Consider the following 18,548-nt stretch of genomic DNA (forward strand, 5'->3'; position numbering starts at 1 on the left):
CCCTCTCTTCTATTTTATTGAACATTACCGAATCGCACAACGGTTTGGACCAATTTCCATGTCTCGCTGCGCTTCCTCGTCTGGATTCAGCTTCCCCATATTGGTATACCGAATGTCTTGATAAGCATTTGGCTGTGCAGGCAGATCCTGCGTGACCATTTGTCGAAATGCGGCTTCATCTTCAATGTTCAGCCCATGATTTTCTTCAAACAGAATGCCTAGCTCCTTCCAAACGCTCCCGTCTTCATTGAGCTCTTCCACGATCATGAAATGTGCAGGCAGCACAATCAATTCTTTCGAAAGCGCCGTATATCGCTCATAAAGAGTTTCTCTCAAATCACCTACCCAGTCCTCCGCCATGCCGGCTAGATCAGGTCGTCCGATCGAATCAATGAACAAAATATCGCCTGACAGAAGATACTGGCCGTCCACGATAAAAGAGGTTGAACCAATCGTATGACCCGGTGAGTAAAGGGCGTGAATATCAATCGCCGCCGCTCCAATCGTCACCCGCTGCCCTTCTTCAAGATGGTTGTACTTAAACGTCACCTCTTCGGCATCTTTTGGCGGCAGCCAGTAGATAGCCCCAGTCTGTTCAGCCAGCTTTTTCCCGCCAGATATATGATCCGCATGAAGGTGCGTATCAAACACATGCGTCACCGTGACATGATGCTTTTTAGCAAATTGGAGATAAACATCCGTCATTCTCGCTGCATCCACAATCGCAGCTTCCCCATTGGACATGATCATATAGGACAAGCACCCCTTGCCCATCCGCACAAATTGGTACAACTCTCCACCGCCAGTTAGATCACCGATCTTCACTGGCTCTACATGCTCACTCCATGCCTTCATGCCGCCTTGCAAATAATGAACCGTTCTGCCCGCTTCTGACAGCATCTCAGCCACCATCATAGAAGAGCCCTCTTTGGCACAAACCACCAGCACATCTCGGTCAGCTGGTACTTTCTCCAACAGTTCCTCTACGCCATCAAGCAGCTCAAAATAAGGTACATTGACATATTCAATCGCTTTTCCTTCAATCTTCCAATCCTGTACATCCGATTCATTTCGTACATCTAACAAAAAGAGAGGCTCTTTGTTGATGACCTTTTTTGTCACCTGTTCTGCTGTCATTGCTTTTACAGTCATGCTTCATTCAGCTCCTATTTTTCAATCTCTCCTGTCCAGCTGTTCATGCCTGGCACTACATTGATCAGTTGATGAAACCCTTTTTCTTTTAACTTTTGCGCGGCTAATTCGCTTCTTCTGCCTGAATGACAAATGAGGTAAATGAGCGTCTCCCGGTTCAATTCTTCAGCACGTTGTTCAACCTCGCCAAGAGGGATGTGAACAGCTCCTGGTATATGACCCGCTTCATATTCATCCGGCTCTCGTACATCTAAAATAAACAATGACTGGTCTCCTTTTACCTTCTGTTGAAACATGTTCAAAGACATCTCCGAAATCATTGACTGCTCCTCCTCCTGTTTCGCTCCGCCCTTCCGGATCAAATGATGAAGCACCTGTCCTTCTACTTTTGTTCCTAAAAATTCATGACCGGCGCTTTTCGACCAAGCCGCTAAATCCGCTGTTGACCCTTTATCGGTTGCTTGCACTTCAAGCACATCACCTGGCAGTAGTTCGTTCATTTGTTTTTTCGTTTTTACAATTGGCATTGGACATGCCAAGCCTTTTGCATCTAAAATCGCAGTTGGTTGCTGCATGGTATTTCCTCCTTTTTATAGGGGTGGGGGTATATTTTCAAGCCTATTATGCCTTTGAATGCCAAGCATTCATGCCACCCTTGATATTCGTAATCTGGGTAAATCCCTGCTTCTTCAATATTTTAGCTGCCTGCATACTTCTCATCCCGCTTTGGCAAATCACATAAATCTCTTTGTCCTTCGCAAGCTGATGTGCTTGTTCTTCTAACTGAGGTAAGGGGATATTTCGAAATCCTTTCATATGGTTGGTTTGAAACTCTATGGCAGATCGTACGTCAATCAGCTGTTGATCTTTACTATTAGATTTCATATCGCCTGCATCCATTTGTTTCACACCCCGTACGGGAAGAAAACGGCTCACAAGCAAACCGATCACAATGATGAGCAAAAGCATTTGAATCATGTATGAACACCTCCCTAGATAAATAAGTTCACATTCCCGATTTCAGCCTCTGCTAAATACGCTGCCACACCGGCATATTGAATGTCTGCTAGTAATTCATTCTCCTGCAGCCCTAAAAGATCCATCGTCATCGTACATGCCACGAGGTTAATCTCCTGTTCCTTTGCCATATCAATGAGCTGCGGTAGCGTCATCGCATTGTGTTTTTTGATCACATGCTTGATCATCTTCGGTCCCATTCCTGCAAAATTCATCTTTGACAGCCCCATTCGATCAGCACCGCGCGGCATCATGCTACCAAACATTTTTTCTAAAAATCCCTTCTTAAGTGGCACCATCTCTTCCTTACGCAAAGCATTCAGCCCCCAAAAGGTATGAAAAATCGTCACCTCGTGATCATAGGCCGCTGCGCCATTTGCGATAATATAAGCGGCCATCGCTTTATCATAATCTCCACTAAATAAAACAATCGTCGTTCGTTTCTTTTGTTCTCCCATCATGCTCCTCCTTATATTAATTACCCATGGGGGTATATCAGAAAACAAAAAATATATACACATACCGGTAAGGGTATATTATAACAAGTGAAAAAATTCGTCAACCTCAAAAGGCTGAGGAATTTCTTACCGGCTTTTCACCAAGAGCTCAACCGCTTCTTTGACAAGACCCTCCGTATCCTTGCCTTGCTCAAGACTTTCACGGACACACTGTTCAAGGTTTGTACTCACAATCACACCCATCGCCCGATCAATGGCATTGCGTGATGCAGACAGCTGCGTCACCACCTCGCGGCAATCCTTTCCCTGCTCCATCATGGCAAGAACCCCTTTAATCTGTCCTTCAATACGGCGAAGACGGTTCTTCATCTGCTGATTATATTCCACGTTTAACACTCCTTTCTCTTTTTCCTATGATCAGATAGTATACCCTGAGAGGTATTTAGTCAAACATGATGATTGAGTATAAAAAAGCTGCTGAGATGACATGTCACAGCAGCTTCTCCTCTTTAAGCACTCGCTTCCTCCCTAGAGCGCTTATTCCCCTTATATATAAAATAAAGAGCGATCAACATAAAAAATAATGCCAGTATTCGTTTCATATCGAATGAGATCACCAAGCTATGAAACCACCCAAAATGATCAATAACCATCCCGATCACCAGCTGTCCGGCAATTCCCGCAATATTCGCGGCAATCACACCAATTCGCGGAACAGCAATCACCGTAAGCATTAAATAAGCTGTTCCAAGAAATGCCGCACTCAGCTGCCACTTCGGCGCATGCAGCAGATTCAACAGATGGCCGCTTCCAAAGAATAAAATCAAAATGGTCAAAAACATCGTACCCGTTAAAAAGGTCAAAAAGGTCGTTTCAATCGTACCCGCTCTCCGGCTAAACGTACCGTTTATAGAAGATTGTGCACTCAGCGTAATGCCACCGATTAAGGTAAATAAAATCAGCAATAATGCCATATCAGAATTCCTCCTAATGAATGAGAATAAGGGCAATGATCATCGAAATGACCGCAAATACCTTCTCTTTGTTTACTTTCGTTTTCTGACTCCCTAGCCAGCCAAAATGCTCAATGACCATACTCATCAGCAGCTGACCAATAATGACAGCGACCATTGTCACACCCACACCAACAAACGGAACACTGACCACAATAGAGGTTAAGTACACAACCCCCATTGCTCCGCCAAGCAGTGACCATTTCGGAGCCTTCAACGTATAGGAAAGATCACCTTTTCCAAAAAAGAGCCACAATAGCCCCATAATGATCGAACCAACAAAAAAGTTATAAAAACTCGTTTCTAACTGTCCAATCGACTTCCCAAGCTCCGCATACATCGCTCCTTCAAAGCTAAGTGCTGCACCTGCTAAAAGAGCAAGAACATAAAAAATCAAACGCATCATCAAAACTCCTTTAATTGATATATTTATATATCTAGATAAACAGATATTAAGGATAGAAAAAAAACAGAAATCACACATCCTTTAGATCTCTGTTTTCATATATTGTCCGATCTGTTGGATAAATTCTTCATTTCGTCTATAGTATGTCCATTGTCCATGCCGTACCGATTCAAGCAGACCAGCCTTTTGCATCAAATGTAAGTAGCTAGAGACCGTTGATTGAGAAATTTGCGCCTTTTCTTGAATATCCCCAACACAAACGCCCCCCTTATAACTAACCTCCTTCGGTAAATGAGCGCCTTGCTTAGGAAAATGCTTCTCTGGTTCCTTGAGCCACTTTAAAATATTCAACCTTGTTTCATTCGATAATGCCTTAAACACATCAATAGGTTCCATGGCAGACATTGTATATCTAGAAATACCGATATGTCAAGCCATTGCATATTCATCTCTAAATTGGTAAAAAGGAAATAATCAACGCTATAAGGAATATTTCAAGAAAAGAGGGCAACCCATGACTTTACAGCATTATATTGGATCAAACAAAGAACTGCCGCTTGGTACCATTGGTCAAAATCCTACCTATAAACCATTCTCTGAACTCAATATCAACATGTTTGATAAAAAACAAAAAAAGCACAAAATCTATCAAGAAGATCTTTTGATAGAAGTATTTGAAACAGAAGAGGATTTCGAAGGCATTCACATTGATTATCTAGATCCCGTCTATGAAGCGGTAAGAGACAAATTCACGCATCCTTTTGTTTATGAATTAGGCATCATTCATTCTCTTCGTGCACTTTTTAAATTCATTGAAAAAGAGCTGTCAAAAGGAGAAACCATCGCAATCTATTCTTGTCTAGATGAACTCGAAATGAAAGAAAAGGACGATCAATTGGATGTAGAAATTGACCTAAGCAAAAAACGGTTTGGAAAACATATCGATTTTAAAGAGATCGATGAACTGATTGATATGTTTGAATTAGAAAACTTACAATATGTACTGGTGAAGAAATAGATTTCATATATCCCCAAAATAGAAGAACATTATAGAAGATAAAATGAAAAAAGCAGGTGACCCATGCCAAACAACCAAACACCCAACCCACTCATCACTGAAAAATCACCATACCTTCTCCAACACGCCCACAACCCAGTTCACTGGTATCCGTGGGGGCAAGAAGCCTTCGACAAAGCGAAACGTGAAAACAAACCGGTGCTTGTCAGTATTGGGTACGCCACTTGCCACTGGTGCCACGTCATGGCACACGAAAGCTTCGAAGACCAAGAAGTTGCCGACATCTTAAACGAGCATTTTATTTCAATCAAAGTCGATCGTGAGGAGCGTCCAGACATTGACTCTATGTATATGTCCGTCTGTCAGATGATGACGGGGCAAGGCGGCTGGCCGCTCAACGTGTTTGTTACGCCTGATCAAAAGCCTTTTTATGCGGGAACGTATTTCCCAAAGAGAAGTGCTTACGGCCGTCCCGGCTTCATTGAAGCACTGACGCAATTGCTGGATACGTATCACAACGATCGTGATCATATTGAATCATTGGCAGAAAAGGCAACAAACAATTTACGCATCAAGGCAGCAGGGCAGACAGAGAATACGCTGACTCAAGAATCCATTCACAAAGCCTATTATCAGCTCATGAGCAGTTTTGATACGCTGTATGGCGGCTTCGGCTCTGCGCCTAAATTTCCTGCGCCTCATATGCTCACGTTTCTCATGCGCTATCACGAATGGACAGGGCAAGAAAATGCGTTATATGCTGTTACAAAAACGTTAAACGGCATGGCAAACGGCGGTATATATGATCATATTGGTTCAGGATTTACTCGGTATTCCACAGATGAAAAATGGCTTGTGCCGCATTTCGAAAAGATGCTGTATGATAACGCCTTGCTGATGGGTGCTTACACCGAAGCCTATCAAATCACTCAACACCCTGAGTACAAAAAGCTAGTCCAAGATCTCATTCAATTTACCAAACGAGACATGAGGAATCGTGACGGCTCTTTTTATTCCGCAATAGATGCCGATTCGGAAGGGAAAGAAGGGCAATATTACGTTTGGACGAAAGAGGAGATCATGACTCATTTAGGTGATGACCTCGGCGCTTTATTTTGCGCGGTCTATCACATAACAGAAGAGGGGAATTTTGAAGGACAGAACATCCCTCATACCATTTCCACCTCATTTGATGACATCAAAGCAGCCTTTTCAATCGACGACAAAACCCTTCAATCCAAGCTACAATCCGCTCGAAACATCTTACTCACTGTAAGACAGCAGCGACCGGCACCGCTTGTCGATGACAAGGTACTCACATCGTGGAATGCGCTGATGATCTCCGCACTGGCCAAAGCAGGGAGTGTCTTTCATGAAAAAGAAGCCATCCGCATGGCGAAGCAGGCGATGTCTTTTCTAGAAACACATCTCGTCCAACAGGGACGGCTCATGGTCCGCTACAGGGAAGGGGACGTAAAGCATCTAGGTTTTATCGAGGATTATGCGCATATGCTCTCAGCCTATATGTCATTATATGAAGCAACCTTTGACCTAAAATGGCTGACAAAAGCCAGAGCCATTGCGGAGAACATGTTTGAGCTGTTTTGGGACAACGAAATAGGGGGCTTTTTCTTCTCTGGGTTAGATGCAGAAGCGCTGATCGTTCGTGAAAAAGAAGTGTACGACGGAGCCATGCCGTCTGGTAACAGCACCGCCCTCCATCAGCTTCTTAAACTGAGCAGAATGACTGGACGGCAAGACTGGCTCGAAGCATTGGAGCAGATGTTCAAAGCCTTTTATGTCGATGTCTCTTCCTACCCAAGCGGACATACCGCCTTTTTACAAGGACTCTTGAGTCAATATGCGCCGAAACGAGAAATCATCATCCTCGGGGAAAAGGGCGACCCGCAAAAAGAACAGCTTCTACAGGCACTGCAAAAACGATTCATGCCATTTGATCTCATTTTGACTGCCGAAACAGGGCAGGAACTAGCTCATCTTGCACCTTTTGCAACAGATTACAACACGATCAACGGCAGCACGACGGTCTATATCTGTGAAAACTACAGCTGCCGCCAGCCAATCACCGATATCGACGAAGCGATGGAACAATTATTCCACGATTGAGTTTGTCATGAGATGACTGCGAGAAGACAAAATGAGGACAAACAGATAAAAAAAATGTCAATCCGTTAACAATTGGTCTGTACGGTTTTATTTCTCCTCTAAAACGGTTAGAATGCGCACTAGATGTTCTCATACCGAAGGGAGAGAAAATAATGAAAAAGATATCATATACACTCATCGCTTGTCTGTTATCTGTGGGGCTTGCAGCCTGCTCATCAAACGATGCGAAACAGGATAAACAAAACGATTCAGCCAAAAGCACGGAAACAACACAGGCTGACCAAAAAGAGCAACAAAAGAAAATGGAAGAGATGCAAAAGAAATTAGACGCACAAAAAATCGATGATCAAAAGGTCGTTGCGACCGTCAACAAAGACAAAATCACAGGCAGTGAATATAATAGCGCCTTATCGACCATTCAAGGTCAGCTTCAGCAGTCTGGGCAAGACCCAACATCTAAAGAAGGCGCAAAAGCAGTCAAGAAGCAAACCATTGATGCACTTGTAGGTCAAGAGCTCATCCTGCAAGATGCTGAAAAGAAAGGCTTCAAAGCCTCTGACAAGCAAGTAGATAAACAGCTTAAAGAAGAAAAGAAACAGTTTAAAGACAACGCTCAATTCGAAGAAGCACTCAAAAAGAGCGGACTTACAGTGGATCAGCTAAAAAGTGACATTGCCGACAGCATCAAATACAGCCAATATATCGACAAAGAAATCAAATCAACCTCCGTCTCTGAAAAAGACGTCAAAGCGTACTATGACCAATACGCTGAACAAATGAAAAAACAAAAGCAAAAAGCACCAGATTTCAAAGAGGTTAAATCACAAATTAAAAAACAGCTAGAATCTCAAGAAAAGCAGAAAGAAGTACAAAAAGAAATTGAAAAGCTAAAGAAATCTGCGAAAATTCATGTGTCTATTTAATCGCTTTTAAAAAATCCGCCCTTGTGCGGATTTTTTTCATCACTTCATGAACTATTTTTCCAAAATAATGACAAAAGCCTCATCATAAACTTCTCCTCCATCCGATATGATGGGAGTATAAAAGAAAGCGTTATCAATTCTTTTGTCTCTGAAAAAGTACAAGATCAAAGCGGACCTCGTACTTTTGTTTCAGTCAATCGGATATCTACAAGAGGAGGATCTTTATGTTCAAATGGTTTAAACCTGCTCCGCATATCGACAGGCTCGATGATGCCAAAACAGACGAGACCTATAAACGGCTTCGGCTGCAAGTTTTTTTAGGGATCTTTATCGGGTATGCGGGCTATTATTTGCTGCGCAAAAATTTCGCTTTTGCCATCCCTTATCTACAGGAAGAAGGGTTCACGAAAAGTGAACTAGGCTTTGTGCTGGCGGCCGTCTCCATCGCTTATGGCTTCAGTAAATTCATCATGGGCATGATCTCAGACCGCTGTAACCCAAGATACTTCTTAGCCGCCGGACTCTTTCTATCAGCTCTTATCAATATCCTATTTGTCTCGTTTCCATGGGTCACGTCCAGTGTATGGATCATGTTTTTATTCATGTTCTTAAACGGCTGGTTTCAAGGAATGGGGTGGCCGCCATGCGGACGAACGATGGCGCATTGGTTTTCAATTAGTGAACGTGGAACGAAAATGTCCATTTGGAACGTTGCTCATAATATTGGCGGAGGTATTCTTGCACCACTCATCACACTAGGAATTGTGCTGTTTGCGACGTGGAAAAGTATCTTTTTCTTCCCTGCCATCATTGCCATTATCGTCTCCTTCGTCATTATTCTTCTCGTACGGGACACACCGCAATCCAATGGTCTTCCGCCAATTGAAGAATACCGAAATGACTATCCGGCTCAACAATATGAGGATCAAGAAAAAGAATTAAAAGTAAAAGAGATTTTATTTAAATATGTACTCAACAATAAGTTCCTTTGGTACATCGCCATTGCCAACGTCTTTGTGTACTTCGTCCGTTACGGTGTCGTAGACTGGGCACCTACCTATTTAACAGAAGCAAAAGGATTCTCACCAGAGCATTCACGCTGGTCTTATTTCCTTTATGAATATGCAGGCATCCCTGGTACATTATTGTGCGGGTGGATTAGTGACCGCTTCTTTAGAAGCCGCCGTGCACCTGCTGGCGTCCTCTTTATGATTGGCGTATTAATTGCGGTTCTTGTGTACTGGTTAAACCCTGCTGGCAATCCAATGGTTGATAACATTGCCCTCATCAGCATCGGCTTTTTGATTTACGGACCTGTCATGCTCATTGGACTGCAAGCCATTGATCTCGCTCCGAAAAAAGCCGCTGGCACTGCTGCCGGACTGACAGGCTTCTTCGGCTACATTGGCGGCTCTGCCTTTGCCAATGCCATGATGGGTGTCGTCGTCGATCACTATGACTGGACAGGGGGCTTCATTTTACTGGTAGGTTCTTGTGTGCTTGCGATTGTTTTCCTCGCCATGACATGGAATACAGGAAAACGCGTAGAGCAAGCTTCATAAAAATCACATAAAAGATTTATATCCACCCAACATGCCCTTTACATCTATTTCTTATGATGAAGGCAGTTACCGTAAAAGGAGGATAAAATATGAAGAAAAGTAGATTACTTGCTTTCGTGTTGCTCTCTTTTGCTTTACTGTCTTTTGCGTGGGTGCCGACCACCATATCAGCACATGAAAATCTTTTATCTCCAGATCGTCTCTTAACCATTGCACACCGCGGAGCATCAGGGTATGCCCCAGAGCATACCCTGGCTTCCTACAAGCTCGCCACAAACATGAATGCAGATTACCTTGAACTCGACCTCCAAATGACAAAGGATGGACATCTCATCGTCATGCACGATGAAACCGTTGACCGGACGACAAACGGAACAGGCTGGGTTAAAGACCTCACCCTTGACGAAATCAAACAGCTGGATGCCGGTTCATGGTTTAACGAAGCCAACCCCGACAAACAAAATGCCCACTTTATTGGACAGCAAGTCCTCACATTAGATGAGGTGTTACACTATTTCGGCAAACAAGAGAATTATTATATTGAAACAAAAAAACCAGACATCTATCCGCAAATGGAAGAAAAGCTATTGGCCGTCTTAAAGAAACATCACCTTCTTGGAAAACACACGAGAAAAGGGCAGGTCATCATCCAATCTTTCAGCGAGGAAAGTCTGCTAAAACTACAGAAACTCGCCCCTCGGCTTCCAAAAGTACAGCTATTAGATAGAGCCCAAATGACGTCTATTACAGATGATCAGCTCGACTTCATCAAATCATATGCAGTGGGGGTCGGACCGAATTTTAGAGCTTTGACACTTGAAAATGTACAACAGGTCAGAAGCCACGGTCTCCTCCTTCATCCATACACAGTCAATAGCGAGGCAGACATGGTACGCCTTTTGCAATACGGCGTCACGGGGCTTTTCACCAACTTTCCAGATGTCTTTCAGGGTGTAAAAGCTTCACTGTAAATAACAAAAGCCTTGCGGTTCATTCCGCAAGGCTTTGTATTATTTCAATGTTTGTTCAGAAGAAGCACTATCAATTGGTTCTCGTTTGCCGATTCCAAATACATAAAAACTAAGCGCCACTAAAATCAAGAACACAATTCCCACAATCAACGAAATACGTGTATCCTGATTGATGAGCATAAACGCAAGAACCATCAGTAAGAAACCGATTGTGACATAATTAGAAAATGGCGCAAGCGGCATCTTGAACGGATGCTGGTCAAGTGCTGCCCCCTTTGCCTTTCTGAAGCCGATATGACTCATTAGAATCACAAACCAAGGCACCATGCCAGGAAGAACACTCGCACTATACACATAGACGAAAATATTTGGCGGAGATACGTAATTTAGGACCACTCCTACCGCTAAACCGATCAGCACAGCAAATGTCCCAAAATAAGGTACACCGTTCTTTGAAATTTTTGTAAAGAAAGCAGGTGCCTGTCCATTCACACCTAATGTATAAAGCATACGCCCCGCACTGAAAATCCCACTATTACAGCCCGACATCGCTGCTGTAATAACAACAAAGTTAATAATACCTGCTGCCGCCGTAATTCCAATTTTCGCAAACGTCGCCACAAAAGGACTGCCAAGGGTATTCAGCTGATCCCAAGGGTACACGGTCACAATGACAAAGATCGCTCCGATATAGAAAATCAAAATACGCCAGATGATACTTTTGATAGCATTTGTCAGCGTCTTTTGCGGATTTTGCGCCTCACCTGCTGTAATCCCAATCAGCTCTACTCCTTGATAGGCAGCAATCACTAGAGACAATGCAAATAAAAAGCCGCTAAATCCACCTGTAAAGAAACCGCCATGCGCCCAAAGATTAGACAAACCAATCGCTGTTCCACCGTTTCCAAATCCAAAGAAAATAATGCCTAAACCCGCAATGATCATTAAAATAATCGTCACAATCTTGATCATCGCAAACCAGAATTCAAACTCACCGAATGACTTAACCGAAATCAAATTCGCCGCACCTAAAATGATCATAGCGATTAATCCCGGAATCCACGCTGGTAACTCAGGGAACCAATATTTCATATAAGCACCTACGGCGATAATTTCAGACATCCCAACAATGACCCACTGGAACCAGTTACTCCAGGCTGTCATATACCCCGCAAGCGGATGAATATATTGATGCCCAAATGTAGCAAACGATCCCGTACTCGGTTCAAGATATAACATTTCTCCCATCGCACGCATAATAAAAAAGATAAAAATACCACAAACTGCGTACGCTAAAAGAACCGATGGACCTGTCCATTGAATGGCTTTAGCTGACCCCATAAATAAGCCAACACCAATTGTACCGCCAAGTGCGATCATTTGAATATGACGAGCACTTAACCCTCTCTTTAATTCCTTTTGAGCCACTTCTATATTCCCCCTCATCAACAAACAACATAAAAAATAAAAATCAGAATTTTCATTCTGATTCAAAATCTTCAACCTTTCGACGTATATTATCATAATAAATCTACCCTTAAAAAACAATTGTTTTTTTGAGAGAAACACTATTAACAAAATATTCTGACACAAAAAGAAATTCAAATTATTTTATATTGATATACTTAATCGAGGTTTTCATGACCCTCACTTAAAAGAAAATAACCACCTTTTAAACCCTCTCTCCTTTTACAAACCATTCTCATCAGAAAAGCATCTGATCTTTTCTAAAGTCACCAATTTGACAGCTGCGAGCATCACTCCAGACAATTGTCTTAAATTCATACAAGACTTATCGACCCTTTCCCAAAACAGCACATAAGACCTCGCAGCCAAAGCTGTTCATACAAATGTATATAGAACAAAAAAAGACCGCTCACACGGTCTTCTCATCCACATCCTCAATACGAAAACCATCTGCCCATACCGGGCCACGACCGCCAAGCAACCTCCCAAAACGAATGGATTCAGCTGAAATGTTGCCTAGAACACCTTCCTTTGATAAATGACAGTAGAACCCTTATTTACACATATTTATTTTTTCCAATACTCATGATTAGTAAAAATTAATTATGAGTATTCCTAAAAGAAGTCATGGGAGATTACAGTCTGAAAGTGCTCTATTCTCAATCATAAACTCATTACCTGTTCATGTTTTAAGAAAATGCTTTATCTCCAATACACCCATTTTCCCATAAGCCATTCCACAGGCCCTCTTCTCCACTTTTTCAAATAGAGATAGCTGACGAACAGCTGTGCTGTGTAAAGTCCGACAGCAAGCAGCAGTCCAAATATGGAACCGATTTGTCCAAATAAACCAAGTCCGTAAGAATAGAAAATCGTTGTACAAATAACCGATTGCGCTAAATAGTTTGATAAAGACAACCGGCCAAGTCCTGCAAGCAGACGTTTCAAACCTTGAGCAGCCTTTGAATAGTAAAAAACAATAAAGGCTTGAATATAACCGATCGTCAGGACAAAAGCCCCCAGCGTAATCACCATTTCACTCCAAGGGGCATCAATGAACATCGCACATTTTAAGGCGAGCCCGATCACAATCACCCCAACCCAGCCTTTACGATAAGCCATGCCTCGATCTTCTTCTGTCAAATGACCTTTTTTCCCAATGGCCATGCCAAGCAGTGCAAATGGACCAACCATCATCGTACCGAAAAGAAACCCTAGTATCGGCATAAGCGTAATGGTCACGATCGCCAGAATTATGGTCACAATCACCATATCGTCTTCAACCGTAATCCGGCTCAACAAGATATCTCCATATGCACCCTTCGCATACACATCAGTTAAAAAATCATCATTCCCATAAACAAGGTTCATCAAGTACGGCACAACCACTAATGACAATGCCCCTAACACACCCGACCAAATAAGCATTGTTTTGATCCGGCTGCTCAAAAACATCATCAAGAAAAACGTACAAGCTCCATAATAAAGAAGAATGTCACCATTCCAAATAAATATGTAATGTAGCATCCCAAGCACAATAAGACCAAAACCGCGGCGGACGACAATAGCATTCGTATTCAGCCCCTTGGCCTTTGTAGATTCAATCAGCTTGATAAAAGAATACCCAAACAAAAAGGAAAAGATCGGATAAAACGATCCCTGGAACAAAATCTCCGTCACATATACCCCGAATTCCTGCCCCCACATGCTCGGATCAAACATCTTCTCAAAATCATAATCATATTGAAAATTAAGCATATTCACAATCAAAATACCTAATAAACTAAAACCACGTAAACTATCAATGAACTCCACCCTAGATCCCTTCAACACGACAGCTCCTTAAAAATATAACAAATTTGAGACATACCTGTATATTTTACCAAATTATTTTGAAATACGTATATATATTTCTAATAAAAAAGTAATCTATCATCCCATCAGTGAATCCACCCTATATTATGGTTCAATTTCCCCCTATTTTATCTCACCTTGATGAACACAACGCTCATTCAAGGAAAAAGCCGAGTGTCCCTTACATTTTATCTCTAAATAGCACAATATATCTGCTTATTATTTCAATTATTATATAAATTTTACATTTTATTATGGATATTCCCTTCATTGACATGGGATATTTCATGATATACACTTTGGGTGGATTTAGGAATCACTTTCCTAATCTATCAAATTCTAGAGGGGGAATATCATGATGAACACTCAACATTTATGTGATATCGTCAGACACCACGCCACTCATACACCGCATCATACAGCTTTAGCGTGCATCCATCAGAACATGACATATGCTGAACTTGAGGAACAAAGTAACCAGTTAGCTCATTATCTGATCAGCATGGGTGTAACGAAAGCATCTCATATCGGCCTAGCCTTAGAAAGATCATCGCAATTGATTGTCTCTATTCTGGCTATCACCAAAATAGGAGCCGTTTATGTGCCTATAGACATGCAATACCCTAGTGAACGTATTCAATTTATGATGGAAGATGCCGAACTATCCTTTTTACTCACAACATCACATGACACTACAAGCCCGGCTTCCTTGCCTATTCCTACGATCTACTTAGATAAAGAAAAACGTCACATCCTTACGCAACCATCGTCCAATCCGGCCATTGATATCAAACCTTCTGATCCCGCATACATCATGTATACATCTGGCACAACAGGCAAACCAAAAGGTGTTGTCATTACACATAGATGTATTATGCACGTAACACATCAGCCTTCATTTCTACCCGTTGATTCTTCTGATACGTTGGCATTACTGTCTACCATCTCTTTTGATTCCTCTACATTTGAAATATGGTGCGCTTTATTAAATGGAGCGACACTCGCTATTCCTCATTCTGGAAAGCTGACACCTGAACTCGTCAGTCAAACCATTAAAGACTTTGATGTATCGATTCTTTTTTTAACAACTGGATTGTTCAACTTGATGATGGAGTCACACCTGAACGAGCTCAAATCAGTGAAATACATCGTATCTGGTGGGGATGTCATGTCTCCTCATGTCGTTTCTCAAGCATTAAAAAACATCCCAAATACAACCATTATTAATGGCTATGGACCGACAGAAAACACCATTTTCACAACAACCTTTCAACTGCCCAACACATGGGATGACCAAGTCAGTATACCGATTGGCAAACCTGTAGCTGGAACTGTCATTGACATCACAAATGAACAAGGTGAATCTGTCTCTCAAGGACAAATAGGGGAACTCATCACTTCAGGAGATGGACTAGCATTAGGCTACTGGCGAAGGGAAAACTTGACAAAGGAACGTTTCATCAAACGGGATGGAAGAACCTATTACAAAACAGGGGATCTTGTTCGACAACAACCTGATGGCCTGATTGAATATATTGGTAGAAAGGATGACCAAGTCAAAATTAGAGGGTTTCGTATTGAGCTTAGCGAGATTGAACATGTGCTGATCCAGCATCCAAGTGTCAAATCCTGTTTGGTAACAGCCTCCGAGGTGACACCTGGTGATAAACGCTTAATTGCATACATCATTCCGTCCAATAAAAAGACATGGGATCTAACTACCATTCAATCTTATGCAAAGCAAACATTCCCTGATTTCATGCGTCCTGCCCATTATGTTCTTTTGACAGATTTCCCTATGACCACAAATGGGAAAGTAGATCGAACTGCACTACCAAAACACCATTTCGAACGGCCAAACCTGCAAACTGAATATGTCGCACCAACCAATCAAACCGAAGAAGCACTCTGTGAAATATGGACAGACCTATTAAAGGTAGAGCCCATTGGCACAAACGATCACTTCTTCGACTTAGGAGGAAACTCCATCCTTGCAGCCAAAACCTTAATGCGTATGCAGGAAACATTACACGTTGAACTACCTGCCAGCACCCTTTATGAATATCCCACCATCAAGCAAATGAATTGTATGCTACAAGAGCAAACACCTAAGACGAAACAACAGCTCAAATCAGAAGGCTTTTTAAATGAAAAAATTCAACCGAAACAACCCTTCCAATCTAGTTCATTTCAACAGAATGCCGTCTTATTAACAGGAGCAACCGGCTTTCTAGGCGCTTATCTCATTAAAGAGCTTGTTCGAATGAATCCCTCCATCCAAATCTATTGTGTGATCAGAGCAAGAGACAAACAGCACGCAAGACAGAGAATACAAGTAAATATGGAGAAATATCACCTATGGGACGAACATTATCTGAAACAACTAAAACCGATTGTAGGTTACTTGGACAAGCCTCAACTAGGGCTCTCAACAGAGGAATTTCAACAACTCGCCCAAACCATTGATGCCATCTATCATAATGGAGCAAAAGTCAATTACGTTCAGCCCTATCACATGCACAAGGATACAAATGTCACCGGCACAGAAAATATCATCAAACTCGCCTGCACAGAACAGGTAAAGCCTGTTCATTTCCTATCGACCATTGCCATATTCGGACCTGCCGGGTATCTAGATGGCACAGCCGTTCTGTTTGAAGATACACCCATTGATGCTTATCTTCCTATTGTGGAAAAGGACATTGGGTACTCTCAAAGTAAATGGGTGGCAGAAAAAATCATGTGGGAAGCAAAAAAACGCGGCGTGCCGATCACAGTCCTTCGCCCCGGCTTCATCATGGGCGACAGCCAAACAGGCGTTCATAATACAGAGGATTACATGGCTAGACTGATCAAAGGATGCATCCAGCTAAAGGCGTACGGTGAGCTGCCGAATCAACGAAAAGAATTCGTACCCGTCGACTTTGTCTCAAAAGCCATTACAACCATATGCAAAGATCCAGCCAACTTCGGCAAAGCCTATCACCTCGTCCCGCCTCAAGAAGAAAGCATGGAATTAGGTGAATTTTTCCAAAAAATCACAGACAAAATAGGCTATCCATTAGAAAAGAAAGCCTATGACGATTGGGTAGAAGCACTCATTAAGGTAAGCAGCCAACACGCTAGCAACGCCCTTACGCCATTTCTACCAATGCTCACTGAAAAGGTAGAACAAAACAAAACAGTCTGGGAATTATACGAAAACATGGCGCACTTTGACTCAACCAATACTCAAACAGTTCTCCAAGCACATGGAATCATCTATCCCCAGATGGATGATCAATTAATCAAACGCTATTTCAAGTATATGGAGGACATTGGATTTCTAGAGAAAATAGATTCCAACACTGCTCTGAGGCAGTAAAAGCATTCCCATACAACCTTGTGTTTAAGATAAAAGATTGGATGTTGAATCCAATCTTTTATTCATTCCACTTAAACTCATGGCTTATGATCTTTTTCCGCTTTCCAAAGCACACGCCTCACATAAAACAAAATCCCCAATCCGAACAAAATCAACGACAGCTCCCAGTCTGCTGAAATCGGCAGCCATTTCAGCATCATGAGAATCAGCAAAACCGCTCCAACACCTGCATAAAAGATACCCATTACGCTCTCCTCCACCATACCCCTAATCAAGGTTGTTTTTCTAGTTTTTTCAATAATTTTTCCCAGCCGGTATCTCCCATTTTTCGATCGATTAATTGTCCCTCTTTATCTATGAGGCAAAAGCTTGGCAATCCTTGAATCTTATATGTTGTGACAATCTCATAATCTTGATCCAACACAATGGGAGCTGTCAGATTCTTTTCCTCTGCATATTTTGAAACAACCTCTATCGATTTTTCTTCTTCCGTATATGGCACATGGACACAGGTTAAATGGATACCCAGCTGATCCACACTATATAGAATATGCTCGGTTAATTCTTCACAATGAGGACAATTGACTGACCAAAAATAAAGAAGGTGATTCAGTCCTTCAGATAAACACCGCTGATCTGAAGGATGAATCCAAGGAAGATGCTCTGGCCATTTGAGGATTTGCGTTTCCATTATTCATCCCCCTTTTCTTTTAATTGAAAAGCGATGATTTTTCCTAGTGCCTCTTCTGCGGCAAAAGGGGCCACATTCCCTGATGGATTCTCTTGTTCCTGTTTTAGGCACTCATACATATTTTTTTCGATTTTTGATGGGTCAATCCAAGAGATACACCACGATGCCCAAAAACAAGTAGGACCCTCATAGCGTTTTGCCAAAGGCAGAAGAAATGGCAAACTAGGCTGACCAATTCTCATGAGTGAGATCGCAGCCGCCATTCTTGTCTCCTCTTCTTCACTTTCTAACAGTTTGGCAAGAGCTTCTGCTGCATCCCCTGCATCTGCTCCAAATTCACCAAGAACCGCTGCTGCAATGTTCCGTAAAGAACCCTCTTCTTTTAAAGCTTCAACAAGCACCGGCACTGCCTCTTTTCCAGATCTCCTCAATTCTCCCATCGCTTGAACGATTGTTACTTCATTGGTATTGACCAAACGCTGAACCGATTGGGATAGCTTATCTTCTGGCTTCATGACAATCAAC

19 protein-coding genes are annotated in these 18,548 nt (G+C 42.2%); 6 read left to right on the plus strand and 13 right to left on the minus strand.

The genetic code is table 11. The features are described from left to right. Positions 1 to 24: 24 nt before the first annotated feature. The 8 genes from BK049_RS07000 to BK049_RS07035 all read right to left on the minus strand — a co-directional run bounded on the left by BK049_RS07000 (position 25) and on the right by BK049_RS07035 (position 4,442). Positions 25 to 1,152, minus strand: coding sequence for an MBL fold metallo-hydrolase (locus tag BK049_RS07000; protein WP_071168195.1), 1,128 nt, complete (start codon positions 1,150 to 1,152; stop codon positions 25 to 27). A gap of 14 nt (positions 1,153 to 1,166) precedes the next feature. Beyond that, complete coding sequence (locus tag BK049_RS07005; RefSeq protein WP_071168196.1) at positions 1,167 to 1,727, minus strand: sulfurtransferase TusA family protein; 561 nt, start codon at positions 1,725 to 1,727, stop codon at positions 1,167 to 1,169. A gap of 46 nt (positions 1,728 to 1,773) precedes the next feature. Next, positions 1,774 to 2,130, minus strand: a complete 357-nt coding sequence (locus tag BK049_RS07010) for a rhodanese-like domain-containing protein (protein WP_071168197.1) — start codon at positions 2,128 to 2,130, stop codon at positions 1,774 to 1,776. Between the two features lie 14 nt (positions 2,131 to 2,144). Beyond that, positions 2,145 to 2,627: a DsrE/DsrF/DrsH-like family protein gene (locus BK049_RS07015; RefSeq protein WP_071168198.1), complete on the minus strand. Its 483-nt coding sequence runs from the start codon at positions 2,625 to 2,627 to the stop codon at positions 2,145 to 2,147. Between the two features lie 126 nt (positions 2,628 to 2,753). Beyond that, positions 2,754 to 3,014 (minus strand): metal-sensitive transcriptional regulator, encoded by a 261-nt coding sequence (locus BK049_RS07020; RefSeq protein WP_003217059.1) that lies wholly within the window; start codon positions 3,012 to 3,014, stop codon positions 2,754 to 2,756. A gap of 122 nt (positions 3,015 to 3,136) precedes the next feature. Beyond that, positions 3,137 to 3,601 (minus strand): DMT family transporter, encoded by a 465-nt coding sequence (locus BK049_RS07025; RefSeq protein WP_071168199.1) that lies wholly within the window; start codon positions 3,599 to 3,601, stop codon positions 3,137 to 3,139. A gap of 13 nt (positions 3,602 to 3,614) precedes the next feature. After that, positions 3,615 to 4,043, minus strand: coding sequence for a DMT family transporter (locus BK049_RS07030; RefSeq protein ID WP_071168200.1), 429 nt, complete (start codon positions 4,041 to 4,043; stop codon positions 3,615 to 3,617). Between the two features lie 84 nt (positions 4,044 to 4,127). Beyond that, a complete protein-coding gene (locus BK049_RS07035; RefSeq protein ID WP_008343888.1) occupies positions 4,128 to 4,442 on the minus strand; it encodes an ArsR/SmtB family transcription factor in 315 nt (104 codons plus the stop codon). 118 nt (positions 4,443 to 4,560) lie between these two features. Between BK049_RS07035 and BK049_RS07040 the strand changes: the two genes are divergently transcribed. The 5 genes from BK049_RS07040 to BK049_RS07060 all read left to right on the plus strand — a co-directional run bounded on the left by BK049_RS07040 (position 4,561) and on the right by BK049_RS07060 (position 10,647). Continuing rightward, on the plus strand, positions 4,561 to 5,064 hold the full coding sequence (locus BK049_RS07040) for a hypothetical protein (RefSeq protein ID WP_071168201.1): 504 nt from the start codon (positions 4,561 to 4,563) through the stop codon (positions 5,062 to 5,064). A 63-nt stretch (positions 5,065 to 5,127) separates the two neighbouring features. Beyond that, positions 5,128 to 7,191 (plus strand): thioredoxin domain-containing protein, encoded by a 2,064-nt coding sequence (locus tag BK049_RS20035; RefSeq protein WP_071168202.1) that lies wholly within the window; start codon positions 5,128 to 5,130, stop codon positions 7,189 to 7,191. Positions 7,192 to 7,343: 152 nt separating this feature from the next. Then, positions 7,344 to 8,114 carry a SurA N-terminal domain-containing protein gene (locus BK049_RS07050; protein ID WP_071168203.1) on the plus strand — a complete coding sequence of 257 codons (771 nt, stop codon included), beginning with the start codon at positions 7,344 to 7,346 and terminating at the stop codon, positions 8,112 to 8,114. Positions 8,115 to 8,338: 224 nt separating this feature from the next. Continuing rightward, positions 8,339 to 9,676: a glycerol-3-phosphate transporter gene (gene glpT, locus BK049_RS07055; RefSeq protein WP_071168204.1), complete on the plus strand. Its 1,338-nt coding sequence runs from the start codon at positions 8,339 to 8,341 to the stop codon at positions 9,674 to 9,676. A gap of 89 nt (positions 9,677 to 9,765) precedes the next feature. After that, positions 9,766 to 10,647 (plus strand): glycerophosphodiester phosphodiesterase, encoded by an 882-nt coding sequence (locus tag BK049_RS07060; protein ID WP_071168205.1) that lies wholly within the window; start codon positions 9,766 to 9,768, stop codon positions 10,645 to 10,647. 39 nt (positions 10,648 to 10,686) lie between these two features. Here the strand turns inward: BK049_RS07060 and BK049_RS07065 are convergent, their stop codons facing one another. Next, positions 10,687 to 12,075 carry an amino acid permease gene (locus BK049_RS07065; protein WP_008359361.1) on the minus strand — a complete coding sequence of 463 codons (1,389 nt, stop codon included), beginning with the start codon at positions 12,073 to 12,075 and terminating at the stop codon, positions 10,687 to 10,689. Positions 12,076 to 12,816: 741 nt separating this feature from the next. Beyond that, positions 12,817 to 13,944 carry a DUF418 domain-containing protein gene (locus BK049_RS07070; RefSeq protein WP_071168206.1) on the minus strand — a complete coding sequence of 376 codons (1,128 nt, stop codon included), beginning with the start codon at positions 13,942 to 13,944 and terminating at the stop codon, positions 12,817 to 12,819. Between the two features lie 379 nt (positions 13,945 to 14,323). Here BK049_RS07070 and BK049_RS07075 point away from each other — a divergent pair, with 379 nt between their 5' ends. After that, positions 14,324 to 17,332, plus strand: a complete 3,009-nt coding sequence (locus BK049_RS07075) for a non-ribosomal peptide synthetase family protein (RefSeq protein WP_244887378.1) — start codon at positions 14,324 to 14,326, stop codon at positions 17,330 to 17,332. Between the two features lie 77 nt (positions 17,333 to 17,409). Here the strand turns inward: BK049_RS07075 and BK049_RS19320 are convergent, their stop codons facing one another. The 3 genes from BK049_RS19320 to BK049_RS07085 are packed head-to-tail and all read right to left on the minus strand — an operon-like array spanning position 17,410 to position 18,538. Continuing rightward, the gene (locus BK049_RS19320; RefSeq protein WP_008360560.1) at positions 17,410 to 17,577 is read right to left on the minus strand and encodes a hypothetical protein; all 168 of its coding nucleotides are present in this window, start codon (positions 17,575 to 17,577) and stop codon (positions 17,410 to 17,412) included. 26 nt (positions 17,578 to 17,603) lie between these two features. After that, on the minus strand, positions 17,604 to 18,023 hold the full coding sequence (locus BK049_RS07080; RefSeq protein WP_071168207.1) for a TlpA family protein disulfide reductase: 420 nt from the start codon (positions 18,021 to 18,023) through the stop codon (positions 17,604 to 17,606). Continuing rightward, positions 18,023 to 18,538 carry a HEAT repeat domain-containing protein gene (locus BK049_RS07085; RefSeq protein ID WP_071168208.1) on the minus strand — a complete coding sequence of 172 codons (516 nt, stop codon included), beginning with the start codon at positions 18,536 to 18,538 and terminating at the stop codon, positions 18,023 to 18,025. Before BK049_RS07085 ends, BK049_RS07080 begins: the two co-directional genes overlap by 1 nt. Positions 18,539 to 18,548 lie beyond the last annotated feature (10 nt).

The organism is Bacillus xiamenensis (genome assembly GCF_001857925.1).
GTDB classification, from domain to species: domain Bacteria; phylum Bacillota; class Bacilli; order Bacillales; family Bacillaceae; genus Bacillus; species Bacillus xiamenensis.